The organism is Rhizobium sp. 9140 (genome assembly GCF_900067135.1).
GTDB lineage: Bacteria > Pseudomonadota > Alphaproteobacteria > Rhizobiales > Rhizobiaceae > Ferranicluibacter.
Genome location: NZ_FJUR01000003.1, coordinates 46,322 through 68,930, shown reverse-complemented (window position 1 = coordinate 68,930; position 22,609 = coordinate 46,322). Strand labels below are relative to the sequence as shown.

At 60.4% G+C, this 22,609-nt stretch carries 24 protein-coding genes and 1 pseudogene; 11 read left to right on the top strand and 14 right to left on the bottom strand.

Features of this window, described 5'->3' with window-relative positions; genetic code table 11:
- Nucleotides 1-10: 10 nt before the first annotated feature.
- Nucleotides 11-715 (bottom strand): autoinducer-binding transcriptional regulator TraR, encoded by a 705-nt coding sequence (traR, locus tag GA0004734_RS23215; RefSeq protein WP_092938377.1) that lies wholly within the window; start codon nt 713-715, stop codon nt 11-13.
- Nucleotides 716-1,020: 305 nt separating this feature from the next.
- On the opposite strand from traR, the gene GA0004734_RS23210 reads away from it, so the two are divergent.
- From GA0004734_RS23210 to GA0004734_RS23200, 3 genes are all read left to right on the top strand, one after another.
- Complete coding sequence (locus GA0004734_RS23210; RefSeq protein WP_035227100.1) at nt 1,021-1,272, top strand: type II toxin-antitoxin system VapB family antitoxin; 252 nt, start codon at nt 1,021-1,023, stop codon at nt 1,270-1,272.
- A gap of 205 nt (nt 1,273-1,477) precedes the next feature.
- Complete coding sequence (locus tag GA0004734_RS23205) at nt 1,478-2,161, top strand: XRE family transcriptional regulator (RefSeq protein WP_092938375.1); 684 nt, start codon at nt 1,478-1,480, stop codon at nt 2,159-2,161.
- A complete protein-coding gene (locus tag GA0004734_RS23200; RefSeq protein ID WP_092938373.1) occupies nt 2,162-2,782 on the top strand; it encodes an RES family NAD+ phosphorylase in 621 nt (206 codons plus the stop codon).
- A 32-nt stretch (nt 2,783-2,814) separates the two neighbouring features.
- On the opposite strand, the gene GA0004734_RS23195 is transcribed toward GA0004734_RS23200, so the two are convergent.
- From GA0004734_RS23195 to traA, 4 genes are read right to left on the bottom strand one after another with little or no spacing between them, the layout of a single operon-like run.
- Nucleotides 2,815-3,426, bottom strand: coding sequence for a TraH family protein (locus GA0004734_RS23195; protein ID WP_092938371.1), 612 nt, complete (start codon nt 3,424-3,426; stop codon nt 2,815-2,817).
- Nucleotides 3,427-3,443: 17 nt separating this feature from the next.
- Nucleotides 3,444-4,610: a conjugal transfer protein TraB gene (locus tag GA0004734_RS23190; protein ID WP_092938369.1), complete on the bottom strand. Its 1,167-nt coding sequence runs from the start codon at nt 4,608-4,610 to the stop codon at nt 3,444-3,446.
- Nucleotides 4,600-5,166, bottom strand: a complete 567-nt coding sequence (gene traF / locus GA0004734_RS23185; protein WP_092938367.1) for a conjugative transfer signal peptidase TraF — start codon at nt 5,164-5,166, stop codon at nt 4,600-4,602. Before traF ends, GA0004734_RS23190 begins: the two co-directional genes overlap by 11 nt.
- Nucleotides 5,163-8,486 (bottom strand): Ti-type conjugative transfer relaxase TraA, encoded by a 3,324-nt coding sequence (gene traA, locus GA0004734_RS23180; RefSeq protein WP_092938366.1) that lies wholly within the window; start codon nt 8,484-8,486, stop codon nt 5,163-5,165. Before traA ends, traF begins: the two co-directional genes overlap by 4 nt.
- Before the next feature lie 250 nt (nt 8,487-8,736).
- Here traA and traC point away from each other — a divergent pair, with 250 nt between their 5' ends.
- From traC to GA0004734_RS23150, 6 genes are all read left to right on the top strand, one after another.
- Complete coding sequence (gene traC / locus GA0004734_RS23175; RefSeq protein WP_070149938.1) at nt 8,737-9,033, top strand: conjugal transfer protein TraC; 297 nt, start codon at nt 8,737-8,739, stop codon at nt 9,031-9,033.
- A gap of 4 nt (nt 9,034-9,037) precedes the next feature.
- Entirely contained in the window at nt 9,038-9,253 is a 216-nt protein-coding gene (locus GA0004734_RS23170; RefSeq protein WP_015647743.1) for a type IV conjugative transfer system coupling protein TraD, read from the top strand.
- Nucleotides 9,240-11,177, top strand: a complete 1,938-nt coding sequence (gene traG, locus GA0004734_RS23165) for a Ti-type conjugative transfer system protein TraG (RefSeq protein WP_092938364.1) — start codon at nt 9,240-9,242, stop codon at nt 11,175-11,177. The genes GA0004734_RS23170 and traG overlap by 14 nt, the downstream gene beginning before the upstream one ends.
- 28 nt (nt 11,178-11,205) lie before the next feature.
- Nucleotides 11,206-11,403, top strand: a complete 198-nt coding sequence (locus tag GA0004734_RS23160) for a hypothetical protein (RefSeq protein ID WP_092938362.1) — start codon at nt 11,206-11,208, stop codon at nt 11,401-11,403.
- 3 nt (nt 11,404-11,406) lie between these two features.
- Nucleotides 11,407-11,898, top strand: coding sequence for a WGR domain-containing protein (locus GA0004734_RS23155; RefSeq protein ID WP_348626118.1), 492 nt, complete (start codon nt 11,407-11,409; stop codon nt 11,896-11,898).
- A 64-nt stretch (nt 11,899-11,962) separates the two neighbouring features.
- Complete coding sequence (locus tag GA0004734_RS23150) at nt 11,963-12,466, top strand: thermonuclease family protein (RefSeq protein ID WP_092938360.1); 504 nt, start codon at nt 11,963-11,965, stop codon at nt 12,464-12,466.
- Between the two features lie 36 nt (nt 12,467-12,502).
- On the opposite strand, the gene GA0004734_RS26200 is transcribed toward GA0004734_RS23150, so the two are convergent.
- The 3 genes from GA0004734_RS26200 to GA0004734_RS23145 form a co-directional block, all read right to left on the bottom strand.
- A complete protein-coding gene (locus tag GA0004734_RS26200; RefSeq protein WP_174007836.1) occupies nt 12,503-12,676 on the bottom strand; it encodes a hypothetical protein in 174 nt (57 codons plus the stop codon).
- A 291-nt stretch (nt 12,677-12,967) separates the two neighbouring features.
- Nucleotides 12,968-13,132, bottom strand: a complete 165-nt coding sequence (locus tag GA0004734_RS26195; protein WP_018326262.1) for a hypothetical protein — start codon at nt 13,130-13,132, stop codon at nt 12,968-12,970.
- 322 nt (nt 13,133-13,454) lie between these two features.
- Entirely contained in the window at nt 13,455-13,763 is a 309-nt protein-coding gene (locus GA0004734_RS23145; protein WP_018326263.1) for a DUF736 domain-containing protein, read from the bottom strand.
- 455 nt (nt 13,764-14,218) lie between these two features.
- Here GA0004734_RS23145 and GA0004734_RS26190 point away from each other — a divergent pair, with 455 nt between their 5' ends.
- Complete coding sequence (locus GA0004734_RS26190) at nt 14,219-14,392, top strand: hypothetical protein (RefSeq protein WP_175386659.1); 174 nt, start codon at nt 14,219-14,221, stop codon at nt 14,390-14,392.
- Between the two features lie 3 nt (nt 14,393-14,395).
- On the opposite strand, the pseudogene GA0004734_RS23140 reads toward GA0004734_RS26190, so the two are convergent.
- Together GA0004734_RS23140 and GA0004734_RS23135 are read right to left on the bottom strand one after the other, a co-directional pair.
- Nucleotides 14,396-14,608: pseudogene (locus GA0004734_RS23140) on the bottom strand (zincin-like metallopeptidase domain-containing protein); the annotation flags it as partial.
- Between the two features lie 52 nt (nt 14,609-14,660).
- Nucleotides 14,661-15,278: a LysE family translocator gene (locus GA0004734_RS23135; protein WP_092938437.1), complete on the bottom strand. Its 618-nt coding sequence runs from the start codon at nt 15,276-15,278 to the stop codon at nt 14,661-14,663.
- Nucleotides 15,279-15,374: 96 nt separating this feature from the next.
- Here GA0004734_RS23135 and GA0004734_RS23130 point away from each other — a divergent pair, with 96 nt between their 5' ends.
- The gene (locus tag GA0004734_RS23130; protein WP_092938356.1) at nt 15,375-15,839 is read left to right on the top strand and encodes an Lrp/AsnC family transcriptional regulator; all 465 of its coding nucleotides are present in this window, start codon (nt 15,375-15,377) and stop codon (nt 15,837-15,839) included.
- Between the two features lie 124 nt (nt 15,840-15,963).
- On the opposite strand, the gene GA0004734_RS23125 is transcribed toward GA0004734_RS23130, so the two are convergent.
- The 4 genes from GA0004734_RS23125 to GA0004734_RS23110 all read right to left on the bottom strand — a co-directional run bounded on the left by GA0004734_RS23125 (nt 15,964) and on the right by GA0004734_RS23110 (nt 22,561).
- Nucleotides 15,964-16,866 carry an ArdC family protein gene (locus tag GA0004734_RS23125; protein WP_092938354.1) on the bottom strand — a complete coding sequence of 301 codons (903 nt, stop codon included), beginning with the start codon at nt 16,864-16,866 and terminating at the stop codon, nt 15,964-15,966.
- Between the two features lie 321 nt (nt 16,867-17,187).
- Nucleotides 17,188-19,356, bottom strand: a complete 2,169-nt coding sequence (locus tag GA0004734_RS23120) for an integrase (protein ID WP_092938352.1) — start codon at nt 19,354-19,356, stop codon at nt 17,188-17,190.
- Nucleotides 19,353-21,140, bottom strand: a complete 1,788-nt coding sequence (locus GA0004734_RS23115; protein ID WP_092938350.1) for a hypothetical protein — start codon at nt 21,138-21,140, stop codon at nt 19,353-19,355. The genes GA0004734_RS23120 and GA0004734_RS23115 overlap by 4 nt, the downstream gene beginning before the upstream one ends.
- Entirely contained in the window at nt 21,137-22,561 is a 1,425-nt protein-coding gene (locus tag GA0004734_RS23110; RefSeq protein ID WP_092938348.1) for a tyrosine-type recombinase/integrase, read from the bottom strand. The genes GA0004734_RS23115 and GA0004734_RS23110 overlap by 4 nt, the downstream gene beginning before the upstream one ends.
- Nucleotides 22,562-22,609 lie beyond the last annotated feature (48 nt).

Here is a 22,609-nt window from a genome sequence, read left to right as displayed (position 1 = left end):
CCGGATCAGCCTAAATCAGGCCGCGTCGGATGGCCAAAGCCACCACCTGTGCATGATTGGCCAGATTGTAGCGCGTTCTGACATCGTCAATCGCAGAGCGGACGCCAGCATACTTTGCCTGCTCTAGTTCAGCGATCACCTCGACGGTTTTGCCAAGCGACAGCCAGCGAATGTAGTTCACCTGCTTCGGCGTCAGGACAATCTTTTCCTCGATGGAGGGCGTGACACGCATGTGCTCAAGACGCGTATGAAGCTGGGCGACCGCTGATGCGGCCATAATCGCATCGATCTCCATATCACTGGCAAGCGAAGGCTTCGCCGATGCAAAGGTCAGCATGGACATGGCACCGTTGGCGGTGGCGACCGGGATGGAAACGCCCGAGCGAATGTTGAAATCAGCGGCTTTCGAAAAGAAGTTTTTCTGCTTTTTGGACAGCGAGCTCTTGTCGGCTTCGCCGGACCAGGCGAAAGCGCGCCTTATCAGCTGGGCCTGCCGCATGACCGGATCGATGAACCGGTAGTCCAGCGTGTCATAGATTTTCTGCCAGTCGATATCGTAGTTGGAGACCGCATAGGTCTGCCCAGGACGAATGTTGACGAAGGCATAGCCCACAAAATCGAACCGATCAGCAAGATTGGCCAGTGCGCCCTTGACCATGGACTGATCGTTTCCGATCACAGTGATATCCAGCAGTTTCTCGACCCAGTTTGTCATCCATACTCTCCCTGTAAATCGCACCCGTTCCGCGGTGGCGAAGTGCGTCGGCAGTCAGAGGGACCGCGACGCGCGCGAACAGTGACCTGGTAAAGAATGAAGCATATTCAATCGCGTAAGTTGACCATGATGGAATGGTTTTCTAAATCGTTTTCTCGGAATTGCAAACCACGGATTTTGTTTACTCGCGGAAAACGTGTCAGCTCACAATTGGCCAAGCGATCTCAGCTTCATGGCCCCTGAGCAGAAATCTGTCATTGTTTTGCGAAATGCTTTACATGGAAGGACCCATTTAGAGCGAACCCATGTTGCAGCTTACCCACGACACCGAACAGCTTGCCCGGGAAATTGCGGCCCGTGTCGGGCGCAGACCGGACGATATCATACGCGCTGCCCTCGAACGTGAAGCTCAGGCCCTCGGGGTTTTCGGCGACCTGCCTGTGAGACATCGCATGACCGTCGAACAGATGACAGCGATCGGGGAAAAGGTTTCTGCCCTACCGCTGCTTGATACATCATCCCCGAAAGAAATCCTCGACGACCTGCATCAACCATGATTGTCGTCGATCACTCCGCAGTCGTCCACGTAGCCGCAATCAGGACACAGAAGATCAGGAGCACTACGGCTTTACCAACTTGACGAACTTAACCAACCTTGCCATATATAGATCTCCGAACGGAGGGTGAGACATGGCATCTCTGAAGTCGAAAACCAGCATACGCGACGGTTCGAGCAGGCGCGACAAAACGGGCGCTGAACCCATGGCTTTTTTCCTGACGACAGCGGCGGCCCCGCTTGCAAAGGGGACAGCCGCCTTCAAGATCAAGATCCCGGACAATGCCTCAAAAGCGCTGACCGGCAATCCCAATCGCGTCAAGGCGCTCCTCCAGGAATACGGTCAGGCGATCGCAAAAAGCCGTTCTGCTGGCCACCCGGTCAGCTTCCGTGTCGATGTCGATTCCGAAGGTGAGATGGTTGTCACTCCCGTTGAGGCGGTGGAAATGACAACGGTGCCTGTCGTAGAGGAGAACGATGCACTGGATCCGGAATTGGAGCAGGCGTTGGTGGCCGCACGGGCGCGGGGACGCATAAAGGCTGCTGAGGTCCTCAGCGGCACTGACATGCTGAATGCCGACGAATTCGCCAAGCTGCTTGGCACGACAAGGGTAACGGTGAATTCAAAGCGCCAGACCGGACTGGTATTGGGGCTGGATGGCGCGAAACGCGGCTTTCGCTTCCCGGATTGGCAGATCGATGCCGATGGCAAGCCGTTTGCAGCGCTTGCAGCGCTCCACGAGCGACTGGGCGGAGCCTGGGCGGTTTACCGGTTCCTGGTCCAGCCCCACGGAGAGCTGGACGGACTGACAGGTCGCGAGGCATTGGAGCGGGGACGGACCGAGCAAGCGCTCGAGGTTGTCGAGAGCATTGGTCGAGATTTCCGCTGAATGGCACGTACTCTGCCGCCTCCCGGCTTTGCAAATGCAAGCCTTCACCTGCATACGGTCGCAGCCGGACTTCGGTTCGGTCGCATCTATCTGGGCACCTACCCTGATCCACTGGGCTTCGGTAAAACGCCGAGCCGTTTCAGCGACCCACGCCGGCGCAAATTCGCAAACCGGTTCGGGGTGCTCTATTTGGGCGATACGGTGAAGGTGTGCTTTCTCGAAGCCGTCTTGCGCGATCAACGCGATGGGGTCCTCGGCGACCTGCCGATAGCTGAATCCGAATTGTACGACCGCAATTTCGCAGAGATCGAGGTCATCAATCCGCTGATGATGGTCGATCTTCGAGACGACGGGCCGATCAAGATGGGTGTGCCGACGGATGTCGCGAAGGGCTCAAAGCAATCCCTCGCACGGAAGTGGGCGGTCGCCTTCAATGAACACGACAGCCAGGTGGACGGCATCATCTACCCGTCTCGGCTCAACGGCCACACCAACCTTGCACTGTTCGATCGAGCTATTGGAAAACTGAAGGCGGTCCGCACGACGAAGCTGATCCGCGCGCCGGGTCTGGCTGATATACTAAACGACCTCAATGTCGCAATTGTCGAACCTGATCCCTGATATTTTACCTGTCCTCGAAGTCGGATCCAGCACTACTTCTGCCCACCGATCCGGGACAAATCGACCCGAATTCCCGCAGTCCCAACCTCTTTTTCGTCTAGGGGCTCCCCTTCGCTCTGGGAGGGGTTAGCATCCGCAGGTTTGTCCGCGGCATCCGAAGAAACTTCCTTCCGATCGACGATTGTTCCTCCTGGATCCTGCGCCTGAAACACGCTTTGCCCCTCGAACTGGCCGGTGTTCCAGGCGTAAACGGCATCTTCGAAGATCTGTGGAAGCACCTCTTTGCTCGTTGGGTTGCCATACCACTGTGAAACGATGCGCATGATCTTTGAAAACATCTTCGTCCCCATGCGAAGATTTTCGCAAGGCTCCATCAGATCTGGTTTCAGCTCGGATGCGTCCTTCACGCCGACACCCGCCGGGAACTGTGTAAGGCCCACACGCACGACGGCCTGCCCGACATACTGGCGTATGATCTCCATAGCCTCGTCGGGCGTCTTCGGTTTTGGTACAAGGATGAGCCGCCCTCCGGCTTTGACGGTGACGGCCAGCGGATCGCCCGGACCGACAGCGGCTACGAAATGCTCGACGATGGCGGGTTTCAGCGAGGGATCGGCGCATTCCGCGATAAAGGCAGCATCCATGACGAAGGCTCCAAAGTTCAGGTATTGAAGGAAATCACAAGGGGGACGCCGAACAGGGCGGACCAGGCTTTGGCGCTCGCGCGCTGGATGGCGACGATGTTGCCACCCGTCGTCCACCAGCCATTGCCGATCAAAACGATCGCGTCGGGTCGGTGTAGCATCGACTGGAGAATGGGCCACAGTACGAGCTGCTCGTAGCAGATAAGAGGCGCGATCTTTCGGCCCGCGACCTCGACGACAGGATTGGCCAAGAGGTTGGCGCGGGCGCCGCCAGTCTCTCCTGTCCATCGCTCCCATGGACGCCACATCGAAACCGGAACAGGCATGCGCTCGCGATAGAGGACACGCCCCCCATGCGCATCGATGGCCACCATGACGTTGTCGTAGCCAACCGCATCGACGACCGCCGCGCCGGCGACTACAGTCACGTGCGTTTCTTGCACCTCATTCCGCCAGAAACGTTCAAGCGTTGGCGTCCAAAAGCCCAGTGTGCTCTCGGGAAGCACGACGACGGTCTCTCGTGTTCCGGCAGCCTGCCGAACAGCCGTCACCAGGTCACGTTGAAGTCGAAGGGATTGATCGCGGCCGAGACTCGCGCCCATTTCAAGGTCGACACCACGCCACCCCTCCGGTAGAATCTGATTTGTCCCCGATGCGGCGGACCAAAGCCATAGACCTGACAGGGCAATGGCGATAGCCGGCCCGATCCGGGTTACGAGACCGATCAGGCCGGCTGTCAACGCGAGAAGCCCCCACCATCCCCATTCTGGAAACAGTATGCCGGCCGCCGTCAGCGGATGCGCCCAGCCTGTGATGCCGAGTGGCGGCAGACCGGTGAGAGCCAAGATGAGCAGATAGCGTGCTGATTTTGCCGAGCCCGACCGCATCGTCCAAAGCGCCGCATGGACAGCAACGAAAGACGATGCCGCCGCGACCCAGAAACTGAGGCCGACCCAGAGATCCGCAGCAAAGAACTGTGCGACGCCGGATGGCAAACCCCGTGACGCCGCCAGGAAATAGCCGGCCGCGACGAGGGCCGCTGCGATCCGCGTTGGTGATCGCGCCCACAGAAGCGGGAAGAAGGTTGCCGCAGGCAGTAGGGCCGCCTGGCCGCTCCAGCCGATCGTACCGACCACCACGGCAAGCGGGACGAGAACGGCCGTGATCACGATCTCACGGGGCATAGGTCAACACCTCTTGCGCCAGACCGAGCATGCCTGAAACAGGCACCGGCCCAAAATACCGGGAATCCCAGGAGCCGATGAAGTCGGAGTGCAGATACACCTCTCCGGCTCGCACCATCCCGCTTTGATCGTGCCGAAGAGATCGCCCCTGTGCATCCTTCTCTATGATGCGGGATCCGGGGATCGGCACGCCATCAATGGCGAGACGATCGGTGACGTCCACGCGCTGTCCCGCCACCGCGATGACGGTCTTGATCAACGGTCCGAACCCACCGGGGCAAAGTCCCGGACGGAGATATCCGCGCTGCCTCGCCTCGCGCGTAGCAGTATTGTCAGGCGGGCACACGAAAACCGTTTCCCCGGATCGGACCGAGCGGTTGAGAGGAACGATGCGCCAGAGGCCGAGCGGCTCACTGGGCGTCGTGTTGATGCGCAGACCACCAACCCAACCGGCCGCAAAGAGGACGATCAACAGACCGGCGGCCACGGATAACGTGAAGCAGGCGCGGCGACGTTGACGAGGCACCGTGCCACCTTCAAGCATCATCATGATCATTTGAGGGAAAGCCCCTTTGTCTGGGTTTGCCGCGCTGTTTCAGCCTGCTTCAATGCCAGCGTGGTGCGCTCGTGCGCGGCGATCTGCTGCACCGTGCGCATGCTGTTCCACGCCGACTGCACTTCGCTTTTTTGCGAAGGGTTCATCCCGGCCGTCAATTTGTGGAAGGTCTCGCCGTTTGCATCTTTTGCCGAGATCGGCAGCAGGCTGCGTTCTCCGAAACGCTCGGACACAGCCTTGGCAAACCCCTCCAGTTCCGCTTTGACCATCTTCTCGGCCAGCGCATATTCGAGACCGGCAGGAAGATCGTTGCGATCGATCGCATCGCGGATCCTATCCAGCGTCTGCCTGGCCGATGGAGAGAGGGCAGGGATGTCGACGGAGACCTTGAGACGGATTGCCCGCTCTTGCGCTTCATGCTTGCGCTCCGCCTCGACGCGCGCCGTCACATAGCGCTCGAGGTTTCGCACCAGGGCAGGCGCGTTGACAAGCGCCGTGTCGCGCGCCGCCTTCTCATTCGCTCTGGCGAAGATGCCGGTTTTGCCCTTGAGCGCTCCAAACCTTTCCGGCTCAGCTGCGATCTTCGCAAGCGTTGTCTGCGCTCTTGCCGGATCTTTCAGCATGGCGTCGACATTGACCGCCTTGAACGCGGTCTCCGGCTCGGCGAAGACCTGGGTAAAGCGTGCCGTGACCTCCTGCCATTGCTTCTTCAAACCCGGATCGGCGACTAGGCGATCCTCAACGGCATGGTCGATCGATTTCGGGAACGTGGTGATGCCTGACACCATTGGCTTTGCCTCCATGACGGGGTTCGGGGTCATTTGGGTATTCGGGCCCTTGAGACCGAGCTGTGCGCCGATCGTCGCCAGGCGGGCGGTGAGATTGACGAGCTTCTGTTTTTGGCGAACGGTCCAGTCGAGGCGGTCGCGAACGAGGGTGCGCGCGACGTTGACCAGATGCATGCCGCGCGCGTCGGCGAAACGAAGGGCCGCGCGATAGAAGGCGCCCCTCTCGTAGTCGAGCGTCGTTTCCTTGGAGTTCTTCCGCGATAGAAGCTCGGCCAGGCCACCCGCCTTGGCGAAGGATCGCGAACCATAATAGACGCCGAGATCCTCCCGATGACGGGTCATTGCCACATAGGTCAGGTGACGGTCGAGGGAGAGCGAGGCCAGAACCTTGACCCTGTCGACGGTCGCTCCCTGGCTCTTATGGATCGTCGTCGCATATCCATGATCGACGTTGTTATAGAACCGCTGCTCTACGCTGATAACTTTGCGATGTTCGCCTTCGCCGATTTCGGCAACGATACGCCCCGGGGCGGCTTCCACGACCTTGGCCAGCATGCCGTTCTTGACGCCCAACGAGCCTTCATTCTTCAAGAAGACGATCTGGTCGCCAGCGGCAAAATGACGGATGCCGTCTTCCGTCTTGAAGACGTGACCGCCATCGACAAGTCCGCGCTCGACTAGCTTGGCGCGCGCCAGGGCATTAAGCATCCGCACGTCGCGGCGAAGGTGGGCGAGGATTAGAGAGGACCGGGCTGGATCGTAGTCGCGGTTCCAATCGGAGATTAGGTTTTCGACGGCTTGCGACTTCAAGGTCGATGCCATCATCCGACCGTTTGCACTGTAGGACTCGACAGCCTTGGCGATGTTGCCGCGGGCGAGATCGAGCGAAGCGTCGCGCATCCATTGCTCGCGCTGGCGATATACGGTTTCGAGTTCGGCGTAGCCGATACGATCGGTGATTGCCCGAAACGCAGCACCGGCCTCAATCGGCTGGAGCTGCTCCGGATCACCGATGAGAACGAGCTTTGCCCCGCGGACCGTTGCCTCTTCAACAAGCTGCGCCATCTGTTTCGAAGAGACCATGCCGGCTTCGTCCAGAACCATAACGGTCTTGTCATCGAGATGGTCGCGACCTTGAGCCCAGCGCAGTTCCCAGGAGGATAGTGTACGGGAAAGAATACCCGCTTCCTTTTCCAATCCTTCGGCAGCCTTCCCCGCCAGGGCGGCACCAACGACACGATAACCGGCCGCCTCCCAGGCCTCGCGTGCGGCCTTCATCATCGTGGTCTTGCCGGCGCCGGCGCGGCCGATCACGGCTGCAATCCGCTCAGGACCTGCAACATGCTCGATGGCCGTTTTCTGCTCGTCCGAGAGGCGCTCATGGCGCTCGAACACCGCCCCGATGAACTTCTGCCGGACGCGGTGTGACGATCGCTGGGACAGCCAGATTGACCGGTTTGCCATCTCAGCCTCAAGGCGGATCATTTCGCGCGTCGTGTACCGCGCTGGCGTCCTGACACCGGAGGTAAAGTCGATACGCTCACGGTCGAGACGCAGCACGTCCATATGCTGCATGATCCGCGCCATCAGGCTCTGGAAGAGAGCCGCGTCGTCGACATAGCGATGGAGGACTTTCGCCACGTCCTGGTTGTCGAAAACGCTCTTCTCCCGAGTGATGAGATCAAGCACGATGCCGGGATTGCGCTGGATGCGCCGGACGTTCTCCGCGCGCCGCTCTTCCTGCAATTCGATCCGCTCGAGCTTCCGTGACCCGGCTGTCGCCAGCCCGTTTTCCGTTTCCGATTTTCGCTCGATGGCGGTGGCGCCGACCCCGATATGAATGGTCGGGGTCAGGTCGATACCCTGCTTTTCGAATGATCGGCCATCGATGCGGATATCGAGCCCGGCAAGCGCCAGGTGCCGATTTTGGACAGCAAACCATCCATCACGAAAGGCATTGAAATCCTCGGAGCCACCCGCCCAGAGTTCATAGATGATTTTGCCGGCGTCATTGCGCATGGGCTGGCCGTCTGGTCCAAGAACAGCGACCTTCTTGGCACCGAACCCGTCCTCGCTCAGAGGCCGCAATGTCGTCATCAGGTGGACATGCGGGTTGCCGGGTGCATCGTGATAGACCCAGTCTGCGACCATACCCTTTGACGTGATATGCTCGGCAATGAAGTCTCGCATCAGCGCGATGTTCTGCTCGGACGAGAGTTCGACCGGCAGCGCGATGGTCACATCCTTGGCGAGTTGGGCATCGACCCGCTTTTCGAAAGCTTCGACTCTGTTCCAGAACGCTTCCGAGGCTCCCGAGACCGATCGATCGGCAATCATGGCGCGCAGCCAGTCTGGCGCATCGGCAGGGGTCACGAACTCCTCGTGCAGAAGACCCTGCTTCCTGGTGTAGTCGATTGTGCGTGCTTCCCGCTCATACTCCATCCTGGTGCAGTGCCGGTAGGCCGCAGACAGCACTGCGCTGCGGCCAGAGCCACGAGCGACGATGCTGACTGAGAAATGCGGGACGGCCACGGGCGGATCGCTCCTTCTTGCGAACGAAATCAACAGGTTGATCGCAAGAGGCAGCCCCGCCAGGGGGCTAAAGCAGAACGTCGCATCAGCGACGTATAATTGCGCCCTTGGATCCGCTCTTGTCGAGCGGCGGGATCATTCGCCAAATGCTGACGCTTTGGCGAGGTACAAATTTGTACCTGTCCTGCCGGGGAAAAATCGGGGACTCTCATCCCACCATTCCACGGATATCACTGGAGATTGCATCCCGATGAAGAAGCCAACGTCGAAAATCCGCGAAGAACTTGCCCGCCTGCAGGAACAGCTGAAGCAGGCGGAAACACGCGACGCCGAACGCATCGGCCGCATTGCGCTGAAGGCGGGGCTCGGAGAGATCGAAATCGACGACGCCGATCTTCAGGCGGCGTTCGAGGAGGTGGCGAAGCGGTTTCGCGGAGGTAGAGCCGGATCGAACGGAAAGGAAAAGAGTGCCGCTGGAACGACCGGAACGTCGACGGCCACGTCGCTCAGTGCTGGCGCGGCTGCGGGCCAGGCTGGCGAGGCTTGAGCGGATGCAGCGGCTGACCACAGCAGAGGCAAGAAAGAAGGATGCTCGCGAGAAGATCGAATTGGGCGGCCTGATCGTCAAAGCAGGCCTGCGCTATGAAAAACGCGCGCTGTTGCTCGGTCTGTTGATCGAAGCGAAGACGAGGATCAAGGCCGATGAGGCGGAGCGATCCCGTCTGATCGCAATCGGCGCGGAGGCATTCGGCAATGACAGCGAATAGGATCCTGCTCGCCGTTGTCCCGATGCTGATGATGATAGCCATCGCCCTCGCGTTGCTGGGGATCGAACAGTGGCTCGCCAGTTTCGGAAAAACGGCAGAGGCCAAATTGACCCTCGGCCGAATCGGACTGTCGCTGCCCTATATCGCAAGTGCTGCGATCGGGCTGATCTTTCTCCTCAGTGCCCAGGGATCGGTCAACATCAAGACCGCAGGGTGGGGCGTCGCTGCCGGATCGGGCGCCGTCATCGCCATTGCCGTCGTTCGGGAAGGAATGCGGCTTTCGCAATTTGCCGGACAGGCGCCTGCGGCCAGGTCGATCCTGTCCTACGTCGACCCGGCAACAATGACAGGTGCTGCCGCAGCTCTGTTCTCTGGCATGTTCGCGCTGCGCGTCGCGGTGATCGGCAACGCCGCATTCTCGCGTTCCGAGCCGAAACGCATCCGCGGTAAACGCGCGCTGCATGGCGAGGCGGAATGGATGAAACTGCCGGAAGCAGAGAAACTGTTCGCAGACGGCGGCGGCATCGTGATCGGCGAGCGGTATCGTGTCGATCGCGACAGCACGGCGGCACTCTCGTTTCGGGCCGATAAGCCTGAGACATGGGGCGCCGGGGGCAAGTCACCGCTGCTCTGCTTCGATGGTTCGTTCGGATCGTCACATGGCATCGTTTTCGCCGGCTCCGGCGGTTTCAAGACTACGTCGGTGACAATTCCAACGGCGCTGAAATGGGGCGGCACGTTGATCGTACTTGATCCATCCAATGAGGTGGCGCCGATGGTCAAGGCGCACCGGAGCGAAGCCGGCCGTGATGTGATCGTGCTTGACCCGAAGGATCCGGATATCGGGTTCAATGCCCTGGACTGGATCGGTCAGCATGGCGGGACGAAGGAAGAGGATATCGCTGCGGTCGCCTCGTGGATCATGAGCGAAAGCGGCCGCGCCAGCGGCGTACGGGACGATTTCTTTCGGGCATCCGGCTTGCAGTTGCTGACGGCGATCATCGCCGATGTCTGCCTCTCGGGTCATACGGAAAAAAAGGATCAGACGCTGCGGACCGTGCGCATCAACCTCTCGGAACCGGAGCCGAAGCTGCGCGCGCGGCTTCAGGAAATCTACGACAACTCCGAGTCCGATTTTGTGAAGGAGAACGTGGCAGCGTTCGTGAACATGACGCCCGAAACCTTCTCCGGTGTCTATGCCAACGCGATCAAAGAAACACATTGGCTGAGCTATCCGAACTATGCCGGTCTCGTGTCCGGTTCGACCTTTTCGACCGATGACATCGCGTCGGGAACGACCGACGTGTTCGTCGCACTGGATCTCAAAACGCTGGAAACCCACGGAGGTCTGGCGCGGGTGATCATCGGCTCATTCCTGAACGCCATCTATAATCGTGACGGGGCGATGCCGGGACGCGCTCTGTTCCTTCTCGACGAGGTCGCTCGCCTGGGTTTCATGAGAATCCTTGAGACGGCACGCGATGCCGGCCGCAAGTACGGGATCACGCTTCTCATGATCTATCAGTCGATCGGCCAGATGCGCGAAACCTATGGCGGACGCGACGCCACCAGCAAGTGGTTCGAAAGCGCGAGCTGGATCAGTTTCTCAGCGATCAACGATCCGGAGACCGCGGACTATATCTCCCGGCGTTGTGGAACAACGACGGTCGAGATCGACCAGGTCAGCCGCAGCGTTCAGGCGAGGGGTTCGTCACGAACCCGATCAAAGCAACTTGCCAGCCGACCATTGATCCAGCCGCACGAAGTCCTGCGCATGCGTGCCGATGAGCAGATTGTGTTCACCGGGGGAAATGCGCCGCTTCGATGCGGTCGCGCGATGTGGTTCCGGCGAGCCGACATGAAGTCCTGCGTTGGCGATAACCGCTTCCATGGAAAACGTGAGCCATTGGAAATCAAGGTCTGAGGGAGAACCCGGACCCGGAGATCGGGCGATGAGATATTGGGAAGCCTGCGAGGCACAGGTCACGGCAGAAGAGGCCATCGAAGAATGCCGCATCCATCAAATTGAGGCAATCGTTCGCAATAGCGATAGGGCTTTAGTAGATGTCACGACCGGTGATGTCATCGCTCAGCCAGACCAGCAAGCCAACGATTGCGGCGCCGATATTCTCGGTTACCTGGGATACTGATCAATGGCAGTCGGCTATCGCGGGAGGATCGTTACCGGGATCGGCGAAGACCACAGCCGGGCTTCGTTCGCTTCAGCGAATAGAGCCGTACGCCAAAGGCGGACCGCCCCGCGCTCCTTCTGTCCATACTTCACAAAACTGAATCGTTCCGCGACCATCGATTCACAACTGTCGTTGGACGCATGGGCCCGATTGCGCGATTCTCTCACCATGATCGCCCAGCCATATCGCCTCTATATCGAACGCACGGACGCCGAGAACAACATGGCGCGCTTCTATGCCATGTCGATCGAACCGACCCTCTTCGGAGAGGCCTGTCTTATGCGGCGCTGGGGACGCATCGGAACCAGAGGCCAGCTAAAGGTTCATCACTTCGAGCAAGAGAAAGACGCGGTTGAATTGTTCCTCGATCTCGTCAGGCAAAAACGCCACCGGGGATACCGTACAATCAACTCGGCACAACATACGTACCGGGATAGCTTGCAGCGGCCTTAGCGCCAGCTTCACCGAAGAGCGATATGAAAACCATCTCTGACGGATCGAACTCAAATTGAGACCCATGGAATTGCAGAAGAATGACCATAGCCTTCGGCCAGAGTTCCGTTATCCCGTGAGAAAGATCATCGTCGCGATCGCAGTATCCGGCTGTGCGCTGGGCGCTCACATATTTGGGATCGTTCCAGTCGCCGAGGCTGCGAGCTTGGTCATCAGTCCGGAGACAACATACCGGAAATGTTTCGGTGGTGATCGCTTCGCCTGCGTCGTGGACGGAGATACTCTCTGGATTGAGGGCGCAAAAATCCGCATTGCCGATATCGACGCTCCCGAGATCAGCGAGCCGAAGTGCGCAACAGAGCTGGCGCTGGGAAATAGAGCGACCGATCGCCTGATCGAACTGGTCAATCAGGGTACCTTCGAGCTTCGCGCATGGCCCGGACGCGACGAAGACAGATATGGTCGCAAGCTCCGCGTCCTCATCCGTGACGGCAGGAGCCTCGGTGATATCCTCGTATCGGAAGGCCTGGCCAGAACCTGGACGGGCCGTAGACAGCCCTGGTGCTGAAACCGGCCCACGATTGCTGGCCGTTGCACAACGCCGTTATCGGCGCCTGCTCCAATCTGTTTCAAAGGAGATCTCGATCTCGACGAAGAATGGGATCTTGATCGCGAGCTTCAGGCCGAGTTTGCCCTTGCGGAAAAAGTGGCCGATCACCTTGCCAAGGGAAGAAAGCTTGCGGCCTGTGGCGGCCAGGAATTGCGCGAGGCGTTGCATGGTGGTTTCTCCTTGTCGATTGCGGACATCGCAGGGATCGGCCGCAGGCCGGGACAAGGAGGGTTGCATCGGTACGGCCGCAGCGAAGCGGAGGACTTATCGACACCTGAATTTTGGCGCGCAAGGAGACGCGAAGCGGCGGGGAAAATTCTGATGGCGATGAGTTGCTGCCCGACGACCGGACTGCAACATCCCTGATGTCGATGACCTCACTCGACAGGACACCGTGCAATGTCTCCACCTTTCGACATCTTACACAGAGACAACGCCTGGCTGTGTAGTCTACCGCCCTCAGAAGGGCGGCCCGGCATCGACGCTACCGTCCTGCTCTGCCGTGATGATTGCCAACTCCGCTTGAGCCAGGTCCAGCTCGGTCTGGATCTCGCGGCGCTCCGCAGCGTCGCAAGCGGTCTTCAGCTCAGCCCGCAGTTCTTCGATGTGCTGTTCGATCGTCATCGTCTCATCTCCTTGAGTTTGTGAAAGACGATTTCGCAGGGCGGGACGGGATGGCGGGGTCAGGGATCGCGGATGCGACCGCAAGCGGCGGCGAGTGGGGGAGCCGATTTCGTGTGACCGCTCTTCGAGCGTTCGCGCGAAATTGGGGGAACCGCTCGTCCTTGAGGCCGTCATTTCGGCCCGACATCCTCGACAGATCTGAGCAGCTATCCCCCGTTTCCGTATGCCACCAAAAAAGCAGGACCTGGCTCGATACCGGGTCCTGCTTTGACTTCTCGGCAGAGGAGAAGGCTCCGCCGGCGGCGGAGCCCCGTGATGTCAATCAGTCCCGGTTCGGGCGCGACCAGATGAGCTGGAGGCCATCCTCGCCTTCAACTTCGGCGAGCGTTGCGTAGATCGGAGCTGGGAAGCTCGGATCGTCGAGCTTGACTGAGAGATAGTCGCGGCCCTGTTCGGAGGTTTTCTGCCAGGCGGCACCCAGCTCGACGCTGCCGGCGTAGACGCGGAACTGCGGGCCCTTGTCGGAGGGGTTCTCGACCCGGGCGATGCGGGCCTTGACGTTGAGGGCGAGCGTGCGGATGGAGCCGGTGAAGCCGTTTTCGGTGGAGGTGAATGTGCCGATGGTTGCCATTGTCGTATTCCTTTTCTCGTGTTCGGGCCGCGCCCATCGCGACCTCGATAGCTGTCAAAAGACCGGTGACGATCGGACCGCACCCAATAGGGCCGGAATGAAATGGAGGGCGGCAAGTCGCAGATTTGTTAGTGGGCGAGGAGAAAGGCGCAGCCTTCCGGGGTAAGAAATCTGCGGCTAGCCGTTGCGGGAAAACGATCGAGGCGCAGCCGGTCTCCGGTCAGACATGCCTTATCGAGCCCGCAGATGGGTTGCCGGAAACTCTGACGTGAAGGGATATGGCAATGGTGTTCCGCCGCTCTCGCCCGGGCACGAATGGCATCTTGCGCCATCCCCCGCTTCGACCGTCGTTGCTTGTTTCAGTCGGGGACACGAGCACCTCACATAATAGGCCCGCTTGCCCCACTTACCCTGTGCGATATCGTTGCACTCGCGAATCGCAGCCCGGAGGATCAATGCGCCAGCAGACCAAGCCGTTCATCGTCGAACGTAGACCGACCCGCAAACCCAAACCCGACGCTCAAAAACCGTCAATCTGGGGAAGGCTGGATGCTGACATCTCCCAAGGTCTGAAGGACCATCGGGATGAGGATAACGCGGCCGCCACCGGTGGTGCCGACCGCGCCTGAACGTCAGGCCGCAGCCTTCAACTCCGCTTCCGGCTGCAAGGAATGCAGGAAGCTCACCGCGCGCTGCGCATGGGCCGCTGCCTGGAAGATCGCCCGCTTGTCGTTGGCCAGCACCGATAGCCACGACTGGAGATAGGACGCATGATCCGGCCGTGGCTCGAGCTCCGGGGCGATACCGAGATCAGCGCAGAGGAAGCAACTCCCGAGCTCGGCAATATATCCTGACAGTCAAGCAGCAAAGCCGCTGTCGACCCAAACCGGTCATCAGCTAGCGCTGTGCAGATGCCATGAACCCAGCGGCCAGCAGGATCATTCCGCCCGCCGTTCCGTCAATCAACCTGCGCTTCTTGTCATTGAGGTGGCCACCGCCGAGACGGGACAAGGTAAGGCTCAGGATCGAGTAAACGACCGCACACCAGAACATGAACGCGAGAGACAGGCTTATGGCTTGTAAGGTCACGTTGCCCGCCTGATGGTCCATGAACTGGGGGAGGATGGCGACGTAGATCATCATACCCTTTGGGTTCAGGAGCGCCGTCAGGAAGCCCTTGGAAAGCTGGTTCTCGACCTTCCGCCCGGATACGGCGATGTCCTGAGACTGCATGGCTGATCTGATGAGCTTGTAGGCGAGGAAGAGCAGATAGGCGATACCGATCCATCTGATCGCCTCGAACAGGACGGGAGAGGCCGCGACGACGGCGGCAAGTCCAAGGGCGACCAAAAGGGAATGAACGCCATAGCCCAGCACCACGCCGAGCGTTGAGCGAAGCCCTGCTCGCGATCCCCCGGACACAGCCTGGGACGCGATGAAGAGCATGTCGGGGCCAGGCGTGCAGATCAGTGGCAGAACCGTGGCGGAAAAGAGTAGGAGCAGATGTGCGTTCATATCGATGTTGTATCTGGATGCGAGCGCAATCGGGTTGCTAATGTTGCTTGCAGAGTGAATATATTGGCATTTGCTGCCAACGGAAGACAAATTTGTATGTTTCAAAAGCTCGATGAGATCGACAGGCGCATCCTGAAGGCTCTTCAACGTGACGGCAGGATGCAAAACATCGATCTGGCTAAGGAGGTCGGCTTGTCGCCTTCCCCTTGCCTTCGGCGGGTGAAGGTCTTGGAGGAGGCGGGGGTCATCAAGCGATACGTCGCGGTTGTCGACCAGGCAAAGGTCGGCCTTCCCCTGTCGATGTTCTCGCGGGTCTGGCTGACGGCGCAGGATGCCGAGACGATTGACCTCTTCATCGCTGCGATGCGACGCCTACCGGAGGTGGTTGAATGCTACATCATGCTGGGGGAGAGTGACGCGCTGCTGCGCGTTGTCGTCGCCGATCTCGATGACTACCGGCGCTTTCAGTCCACGCACCTGACGCGCAAGAACGGTATTCAGTCGGTGAAGACAGACGTGCCGAGCGAGGTCATCAAGCAGACTTTTGCACTTCCGGTTTGAACGCGGAGCAAGCCCATGTCCGGTGTTGGCGCACTCCTGCCAAAACCGTGCTCGCACGAACGGGCCGAAGTGAGGTCACCTCGGCCCTATCAAGGTCAAACCCGACGAGGCGAAGCGATGTTGATCACGCCGCCATTGTCTCTACTTGGGGCTGCTGAGCGTGCATCCAATCGGCAGCCTGCTGCGCCTTGCTCGCAGCGGTGAAGATGGCCTTGGGATCGTCCTTCAGGACCTTGAGCCATGTGGCAACATAGGCGGCGTGGTCGGGGCGCGGATGATGGGCGATCCCCAAGTCAGCCAGGACAAGCCCGCTGAGAATTTCCACGCAGCATTCTTCGGCGGCGTAGGCGGCCGAACCGAAGCGCCCGGAAAGATCACGGTCGAGTCTGTGTTTTGCACCACTGGCATGGCCGGTCTCATGCAGCCAGACGCCGTAGAATGACGCGGCATCGCGAAACGAGGTGAAGGGCGGCATGAACACCGTGTCGGCCGAGGGCCGGTAATAGGCTTCCGACCCGCCGAATTCGGTCTCAACGCCCAAGTTTGCGATGAATGCTTCAGCGTGGGCGAGGCGTTCGGCCTCGGGCAGTACAGGAGTCGCTGGGCGCTCGTAGCCGTCGACCTGAGCGACGTTGAAGACGGAGAACGCACGGGCGAACATCCTCCGATGCCCGTCATCATCGTCTTGGTTCTCGGCCTGCCTGGAAGACCGGATCTCGCTCCACAGGACGACCGTGGTGGAGCGTTCGCCTTCACGCACCTGCGCGCTAGCATCCTGCCATTGCTTGTAGGTGCCCCAGAGACCATCGCCATATCCGGCGGCGAAACCTGCGGCCCAGAGCGCCAGCGTGTTTATGCCGCGATAGCGCTTGCCGGATGAGATGTTGGTCGGACGCGCGATGCTGGTGCCGTTGTGGAACCAGGGCGCACGCCATTCGCCGGCACCTTGCTCGATCGCGGCGATGATCTCGGCCGTGACGCGAGAATAGACGTCAGCGCGCTGGACGGATGCTGATGTGCTGGGCATTGGGGAATCTCCGCGGCCGGCGGCGCGAGCCTCTCTCGCCCCCTCAACCGACCGCCCGACTCCGGCCTTCCTCTTCCTCTCCTGCCGCCCGTTCGGGCGGCTGTTCTTCATGTTTTGTCTTGTCATGATTGTTGCTCCTTCTCCGCCCGGGGCCTGTCCCGGCGTCGGAGCAGCGGATTGCGATGTCTCAGGCGCGGCCGTGCACTCGCAGAGCCGAAGCGCAAGCGGAGGACGGCGTCAGCCGTTGCGCGGATGCGTCGGGCATCGCGCGCTCCGAGCTCGCCGGGCGGGCCCCCGGCGCAGGAGCCCACCCGGCTCCGTTCAGGAGCCAGGTGCGGATCGGGCTTCGTCTATGCCGGCCAGGACCGCGTTCGCCCGCTCAAGATCCTGCTGAAGGATGCTTCGCTGAAGCGTGGACAGCCGCTTCTCCTTCAGCAGGTCTGCGGCTTCCTGTGCGGACCGGACCCATGCTGGCCGGTGCCTTGAGGTAATACAGGCATTTGGACAGTGGGTTGGCTGGCAGAGTGCGGTCAGCGGCCCTTTGAAACCGGTGGCCTGCTTCAGACAGACGGCCGTGCCGGGATCGAAGAAGCAATCCGCCAGCACGCCGACATGAAGGGTCCGCGCGAGGCTCGCGAACATGGTGCGCAGTCGGGCGCGATCAGCGATCATGGCCGGAAGCGGCCCGAGATCATCCGAAACGCTGTCGAGCGTCTTTGCGATCCGTGCCGCCGCAGGCCCCGACAGCCTTGCTCCGGCCTGCCGCTCGTCGAAATAGATCAACAGGTCATCGAGCTGGCCAAGGCTACGCTGGTTCTCGACTTCGGCCCGAAAGCCGGATCGGCTCGAGCCGGCATAACCTTCGAACGCCGCGACGGAAGCATGCTTGTACTGGATCATACCGGCAATGGTGCCGAAAGGACGATTGGCGATGTGCCATGCGATCGTGCGCCTAAACTGGCGCGTCGTGATCCGCCAAGGCTGATCACCAGGCCCATTCGGGACCGCCGGCGTGTCCGGGGTGGCGAAAAGATCGTTGAGGTGGTCGCGGAAGCGGTTGAGTTGGCGGACGATCTCGGCGGACAGGTGGTCCTTGCAAACAGGCCTTGCGATCAGAACGGGCCAGAGCGTCGTGAGGCCGCGGGCGGAGGCGGCCGGAAAAGACAGGCGTTCAAGAACCTCGACAGCTCTGGCGACAGGTTCGATGGTAACCCACTCGGCAGGCTCGCCCCGGGCAGACTTGCCCTTATAGGCGACGGATCGAACGCAGTGGCGCATGATCATGCCATCTTTGCTTCGCGCCACGGAAAGACAGCCGCGCCGCATCGCCTGGACTTCGCAATCTCGCATGCCGGTCAGATAGGCACAAAGGATATACGCTGCTGATTGCAGCATGCGCTCTTCCGTCGCCAAGGTCCTGGCGTCGAAACGAGACCGCCAGGGCTTGCCGGTCTCTGGAAGAATGGAGACGGGCGTATTCATGCCGCCAGTCTCGACACCGAGCTCGAGCACCGCAGCTCTGATCTGGCGTGGAGCGCCGTTCGTGAGTTGAATGTGCATCTTCGGCTCGGCCAGCGTGTCGATACCGATGTGCAGGTGAAGCAGGTGGGCGTTGACGGGTGGCGACAGCTCTCCTGTCTCGGGATGCCGGAGAAATATACCGTTATGGGCAGTGCCCCAGACCGGCACTCCGCGACCTTCACTGCGCAACCGACCGAAGTAGTCCTCAAGCCGCTTACGCTGCTGGCGCCGCCGGTCTTTACGTTCGAGAACGCTGTCCTGCTCGATGAGTGAGGCGCAGTGGGCTTCGAGGTTGTCCAACTCCTCGCGGGCTGCGAAGATATCGGCGGCGAACTTGGTGACATACCGGATCGACCAGGCGAGCAACGGTGAGATGATTGTCTCGGGAATGCGCGGCGTCCGGTTCTCCCGGACTTGACGATAGCCCGCGACACGCGCTGGTGATCTTCCGGTCCAAGGTTGAAACCTCAGTCCTCCGGAGGGCAGATGGTCGCGATAGAAGAAGAGATCGGCAGGTACTTCCAATAATTGCGCGACAATGACGGGCCGGCGGGCACGATCGGCACTGAGATGGCGGGCATAGCGGTCCAGAAGTGGCTGATCGACCCGGTGAAGATCGACAACACCGAGTTCATCACGCACGAAATCGAAGAAGCGCCGCGCTCGGTTGAACGCCTGCCGGACACTGCCGGGAGGAAGGATCCTGCGATGGCCAGGCAGATCGACGTTCAGCCGGGCATAGAGGAGTTCGCGCAACGCCTCGCGGACGCCCGTATCCTCAACCGAACCGAAATGCACGGTGACGTGACAGCGACGGGCGCTCTCGCGAAACACGGCCGGGCCGAGATCCCAGCTCGGATCACAGTAGCGCGACAGAGCGTCTCGATCAAAACCAGGCTTCAGCGGAGCGGTCGCGAGAACCGGGCGCTCGTAATGCCGGGAGGAAGCGGCTGGCGATAGTCCCGTCATTGGCGGGCCTCTGGCGGGAGATAGAGGGGATACACTTCCGCCTCGCGACGGGCTGCGGCAACCACACTATCAGGGAATCCTGGCAGAACCTGCCCGGCAATGCGAGCATGGGCACGTCCAAACTTCATGGCCCAGTCCGCCGCGGAGAGACCCGCCCGCTGCTCCTCGATAAACCGTAGGAACGCAATGATCGCCGGCAGCTTGCGCGCGGTGATGACAGCGTTACGGCATTCGAGACAGCCCCAGAACGGTTGTGGGCAAGGCTCGCCTGGGGTTCCGAACGGGCTGCGGTCAAACCTGGAGCATGCCGCCAGCCAAACGTCCTGCTCGCCACTGAGGATGCCGTCTATGTTCTCGCTCGCTTCGGGCCTCGCATCGGATTGCCGCCAGGAAGCTTCCTCCGTAGGCGCCAGAACGACCGGACCTGAAGCGGCCGCGACCTCTGAGAATGCCTCGGTAATGGTGGCTTCGTGTAGCTGTCGCAGCGAGGGGATATCCGCGTAGTGGCGAGCGGCGATCTCCGGCGTGTGGCCGATGGCGAAGCGGGTCATATGACCCTCAGTCTTCAGATACCAGAGCGCCTTGTGGGTCTTGCGCAACCTGGAAAGAAGGAGACGAAGAGGTTCACCTTTGTCATCGACGATCCCATGGCCTGCGGACCATCGGTCGACGAGCTCCTGTGGATGCTCGATACCCGCCCGGAGCTGCGTTGGCCCGGTATAGTAGTAAAGCCAAAGGCAATTGCTCGGGACAAACTGCCTGGTGAAGGCCGTGGCCTCGATCAACTTGCGGATCAAACCGCCCGGTGTTCCAGCCCCTCCATCGCGGACGCGAATGTGTTTGTGCTCGGCGCCGCGGGCCCGGCGCTTGACATAGGCAATCTCGACGGTGCCAGGTCCAGGGTTCTGGAGGCAATCGACCGTCAATGCCTTGCAGCACTCGATCTCGAGGCCAGTCTCCAATGACAGGAAGGTCAGTAGAGGCGGAATATCCATTGCGCGCAGATGGAAACGGGCGTGCAGATCCTCGGAAAGTGCCGATACCGGAAGACTACGACGCAGCCTCATGAAATAGAGCTTTTTGAAGGAGGGGTCTGCGCTGCTGAGCCTGCCGGACGCGACGATCCGGGCATTGGCCTCGTCGGTCAGTCTGCGAAGCTTGGGATAGTTGTCGTCTTCATCAAGCAGGTTGCCGATCCGCCGGAATATCTTGGCGATGTCGCCACGGGCAGCATCGCGAAGCTGCCGTGCAACGAGTGGGCTATAGGCATCACGTGGTCTGGATCGTCCGGCCGAGTGTGCGCTGGTGTAGCTCAGCCGACGACGAACACCTTCATCCAGAAGACCTGGCTGGTCGGCGTCGATCGAGCGCAAGGCAAGTATAGCTTTGGCAAGAACAACATGTCGGTGGATCGGAGACATCCCGCCAGCCTCGAGGAAATCTTCATACCCATTAATATCATGAATACGCAGACCGGCTGGCGTGGTTGCCGTGGAGTGCTCGCGCAGGTATTCGAAAAACCGAAGGTACGCCGAGAGATGCTGCTTAATCGTGCTGCGCGCGCCGAGCGGACCGCCGAGCTCGGACTGCCGGCGTAGAGCTCCTGCAAACGCGAGGGCGATGGGTCTCGGATGCTCGCCGACAAGATCAACTTCGACGGTCCCGCCATAGCGCGCCTCGATGTTGAAGCGCAGACCCAGCACCGGATTGCTGGCGTGTGGAGGAACAACGCCATCGGCTGGCTCAAAGCGAACCGCAGTTCCCTTGCGTGGGCGCCCCCTCATAGCATGGCCTCCGAGGGGAGCAGTCCCAGGAGTTCTTCAACAGCCGCATCGACGGTATCGGCGCGCGTCGCGATGTGGTCCAAGTAAATATATGTTGTCGTCAGGCTGGCATGGCCCAGAAGCCGTTGCACCTGCTGGAGAGGATCGCCAAGAACTTGCCGATATCCCTCCATCGCCCCGGCAGGCAAGGCAGCATCGCGGAGGCGGTGCTGAATGAGCATCGCCAGCATGTGAACGGCGAAGGTGTGACGGAGCTGGTGCGGGCTGATGCTGATATCGAAACCGAAGGATCTGCACCGGCTGGAGGCACGCGCGAAAGCGACTTCCCATGAGTTCGGCTGCACCGGCAAGCCGATCTCCGAAAGCCATAATATCGCCGGTTCGCTCGGTGTGCCCTCGCTGTCGCAAATAATGATCCGACCGCGTTCCTCCGGGTTGAGCAGGTCGAGTACGATATCGCCGCCATCAAGCAACCGCAGCCGGGCAGCATCCCGATCCCGATGAACGAAGATCGGTCGGTCGACCGACCGCCATGCAGAGCGTTGCTGGAACTTCGTAACGGCACGAGCACGTTCGACATCGACATAGGCGCGCACCTGCTCGAGCAGTCGAGCGGGAACAAGAATCTGGCGGCCGCGATCACCCTTGGTTTGGGCATCTGGCAAATCCAGCCAGACCTGACGGCCGGCACGGTGATCGGCGAAGACGAGATCGGAGGTGAAGAGAGACGACGCTTCTTCAAGGCGAAGCCCTGCAGTCACCAGGAGATCCGAGAACAGCGCATTGCGGATACCGTTGCGATCTCGGGCGCCAGGGCGTGCGTGGCCGTCAGGCAAAAGCGTTTTTAGGCCAACATCCCGAAACCGTCGGTAGTCATCGAGCGTGACGAAACTGACGTCCGCTCGACGCGCGGCAGGTTCATAGGCATCGTTCCGCGCTACCACCTGCGACCGGCGCCCACCGTACCCCTGCCTCCAGACCGAGCGATGCGTGAAGGGTACGTCCGCAATCAGTCCTTCCTGCACCCCCCAGCGATATAGCCGATCGAGACAGGCAACGGCGCGATTCCAGGACGCAGCGGAAATGCGTTGACCCGCGTCGGCGCGGCGTCGGACGCGATGATAGGCAAGGACATCATACCGGTCAGCCTGCCATATCGTCTTGGCGCAGGCTTCCGATAGAAAGCGAGCCCAGACGAGAACGTCATAGCCATAGGCACGGAGAGAATGGCGGGAGCGAACGCCGTTGAGAGGGAGGTCGCGCAAAAAGCGATCCAGATCAGGATCGTATAGTGCCCCGTCGCGGAGGATCATCGGGACATGCGCGTCCAGACCCTCCGCTGATCTGAGCTCCAGAATAGTAATGCTTGAAGCTGTGATTACACTGTCCACAAGTCGTTCAACCTTCCCCCAGACCCCCATCCGGGGAGCCCAGCATCAACGAAGGAGTTCAACTTGCCCGGCACTCTC

Bases quoted from the DNA above. Each gene is read 5' to 3' on its own strand.
- GA0004734_RS23110 (WP_092938348.1), bottom strand. From the start codon at position 22,561: ATGGGGGTCTGGGGGAAGGTTGAACGACTTGTGGACAGTGTAATCACA.
- GA0004734_RS23195 (WP_092938371.1), bottom strand. From the start codon at position 3,426: ATGGATGCTGCCTTTATCGCGGAATGCGCCGATCCCTCGCTGAAACCC.
- GA0004734_RS23170 (WP_015647743.1), top strand. From the start codon at position 9,038: ATGCAGCGGCTGACCACAGCAGAGGCAAGAAAGAAGGATGCTCGCGAG.
- traG (WP_092938364.1), top strand. From the start codon at position 9,240: ATGACAGCGAATAGGATCCTGCTCGCCGTTGTCCCGATGCTGATGATG.
- GA0004734_RS23135 (WP_092938437.1), bottom strand. From the start codon at position 15,278: ATGAACGCACATCTGCTCCTACTCTTTTCCGCCACGGTTCTGCCACTG.
- GA0004734_RS23155 (WP_348626118.1), top strand. From the start codon at position 11,407: ATGGCAGTCGGCTATCGCGGGAGGATCGTTACCGGGATCGGCGAAGAC.
- GA0004734_RS26200 (WP_174007836.1), bottom strand. From the start codon at position 12,676: ATGCAACGCCTCGCGCAATTCCTGGCCGCCACAGGCCGCAAGCTTTCT.
- GA0004734_RS23160 (WP_092938362.1), top strand. From the start codon at position 11,206: ATGAGATATTGGGAAGCCTGCGAGGCACAGGTCACGGCAGAAGAGGCC.
- GA0004734_RS23200 (WP_092938373.1), top strand. From the start codon at position 2,162: ATGGCACGTACTCTGCCGCCTCCCGGCTTTGCAAATGCAAGCCTTCAC.
- GA0004734_RS26190 (WP_175386659.1), top strand. From the start codon at position 14,219: ATGCGCCAGCAGACCAAGCCGTTCATCGTCGAACGTAGACCGACCCGC.
- GA0004734_RS23125 (WP_092938354.1), bottom strand. From the start codon at position 16,866: ATGCCCAGCACATCAGCATCCGTCCAGCGCGCTGACGTCTATTCTCGC.
- GA0004734_RS23210 (WP_035227100.1), top strand. From the start codon at position 1,021: ATGTTGCAGCTTACCCACGACACCGAACAGCTTGCCCGGGAAATTGCG.
- GA0004734_RS23150 (WP_092938360.1), top strand. From the start codon at position 11,963: ATGGAATTGCAGAAGAATGACCATAGCCTTCGGCCAGAGTTCCGTTAT.
- traC (WP_070149938.1), top strand. From the start codon at position 8,737: ATGAAGAAGCCAACGTCGAAAATCCGCGAAGAACTTGCCCGCCTGCAG.
- GA0004734_RS23205 (WP_092938375.1), top strand. From the start codon at position 1,478: ATGGCTTTTTTCCTGACGACAGCGGCGGCCCCGCTTGCAAAGGGGACA.
- GA0004734_RS23130 (WP_092938356.1), top strand. From the start codon at position 15,375: ATGTTTCAAAAGCTCGATGAGATCGACAGGCGCATCCTGAAGGCTCTT.
- GA0004734_RS23190 (WP_092938369.1), bottom strand. From the start codon at position 4,610: ATGCCCCGTGAGATCGTGATCACGGCCGTTCTCGTCCCGCTTGCCGTG.
- traF (WP_092938367.1), bottom strand. From the start codon at position 5,166: ATGATCATGATGATGCTTGAAGGTGGCACGGTGCCTCGTCAACGTCGC.
- GA0004734_RS23120 (WP_092938352.1), bottom strand. From the start codon at position 19,356: ATGACGGGACTATCGCCAGCCGCTTCCTCCCGGCATTACGAGCGCCCG.
- GA0004734_RS26195 (WP_018326262.1), bottom strand. From the start codon at position 13,132: ATGACGATCGAACAGCACATCGAAGAACTGCGGGCTGAGCTGAAGACC.
- GA0004734_RS23115 (WP_092938350.1), bottom strand. From the start codon at position 21,140: ATGAGGGGGCGCCCACGCAAGGGAACTGCGGTTCGCTTTGAGCCAGCC.
- traR (WP_092938377.1), bottom strand. From the start codon at position 715: ATGACAAACTGGGTCGAGAAACTGCTGGATATCACTGTGATCGGAAAC.
- GA0004734_RS23145 (WP_018326263.1), bottom strand. From the start codon at position 13,763: ATGGCAACCATCGGCACATTCACCTCCACCGAAAACGGCTTCACCGGC.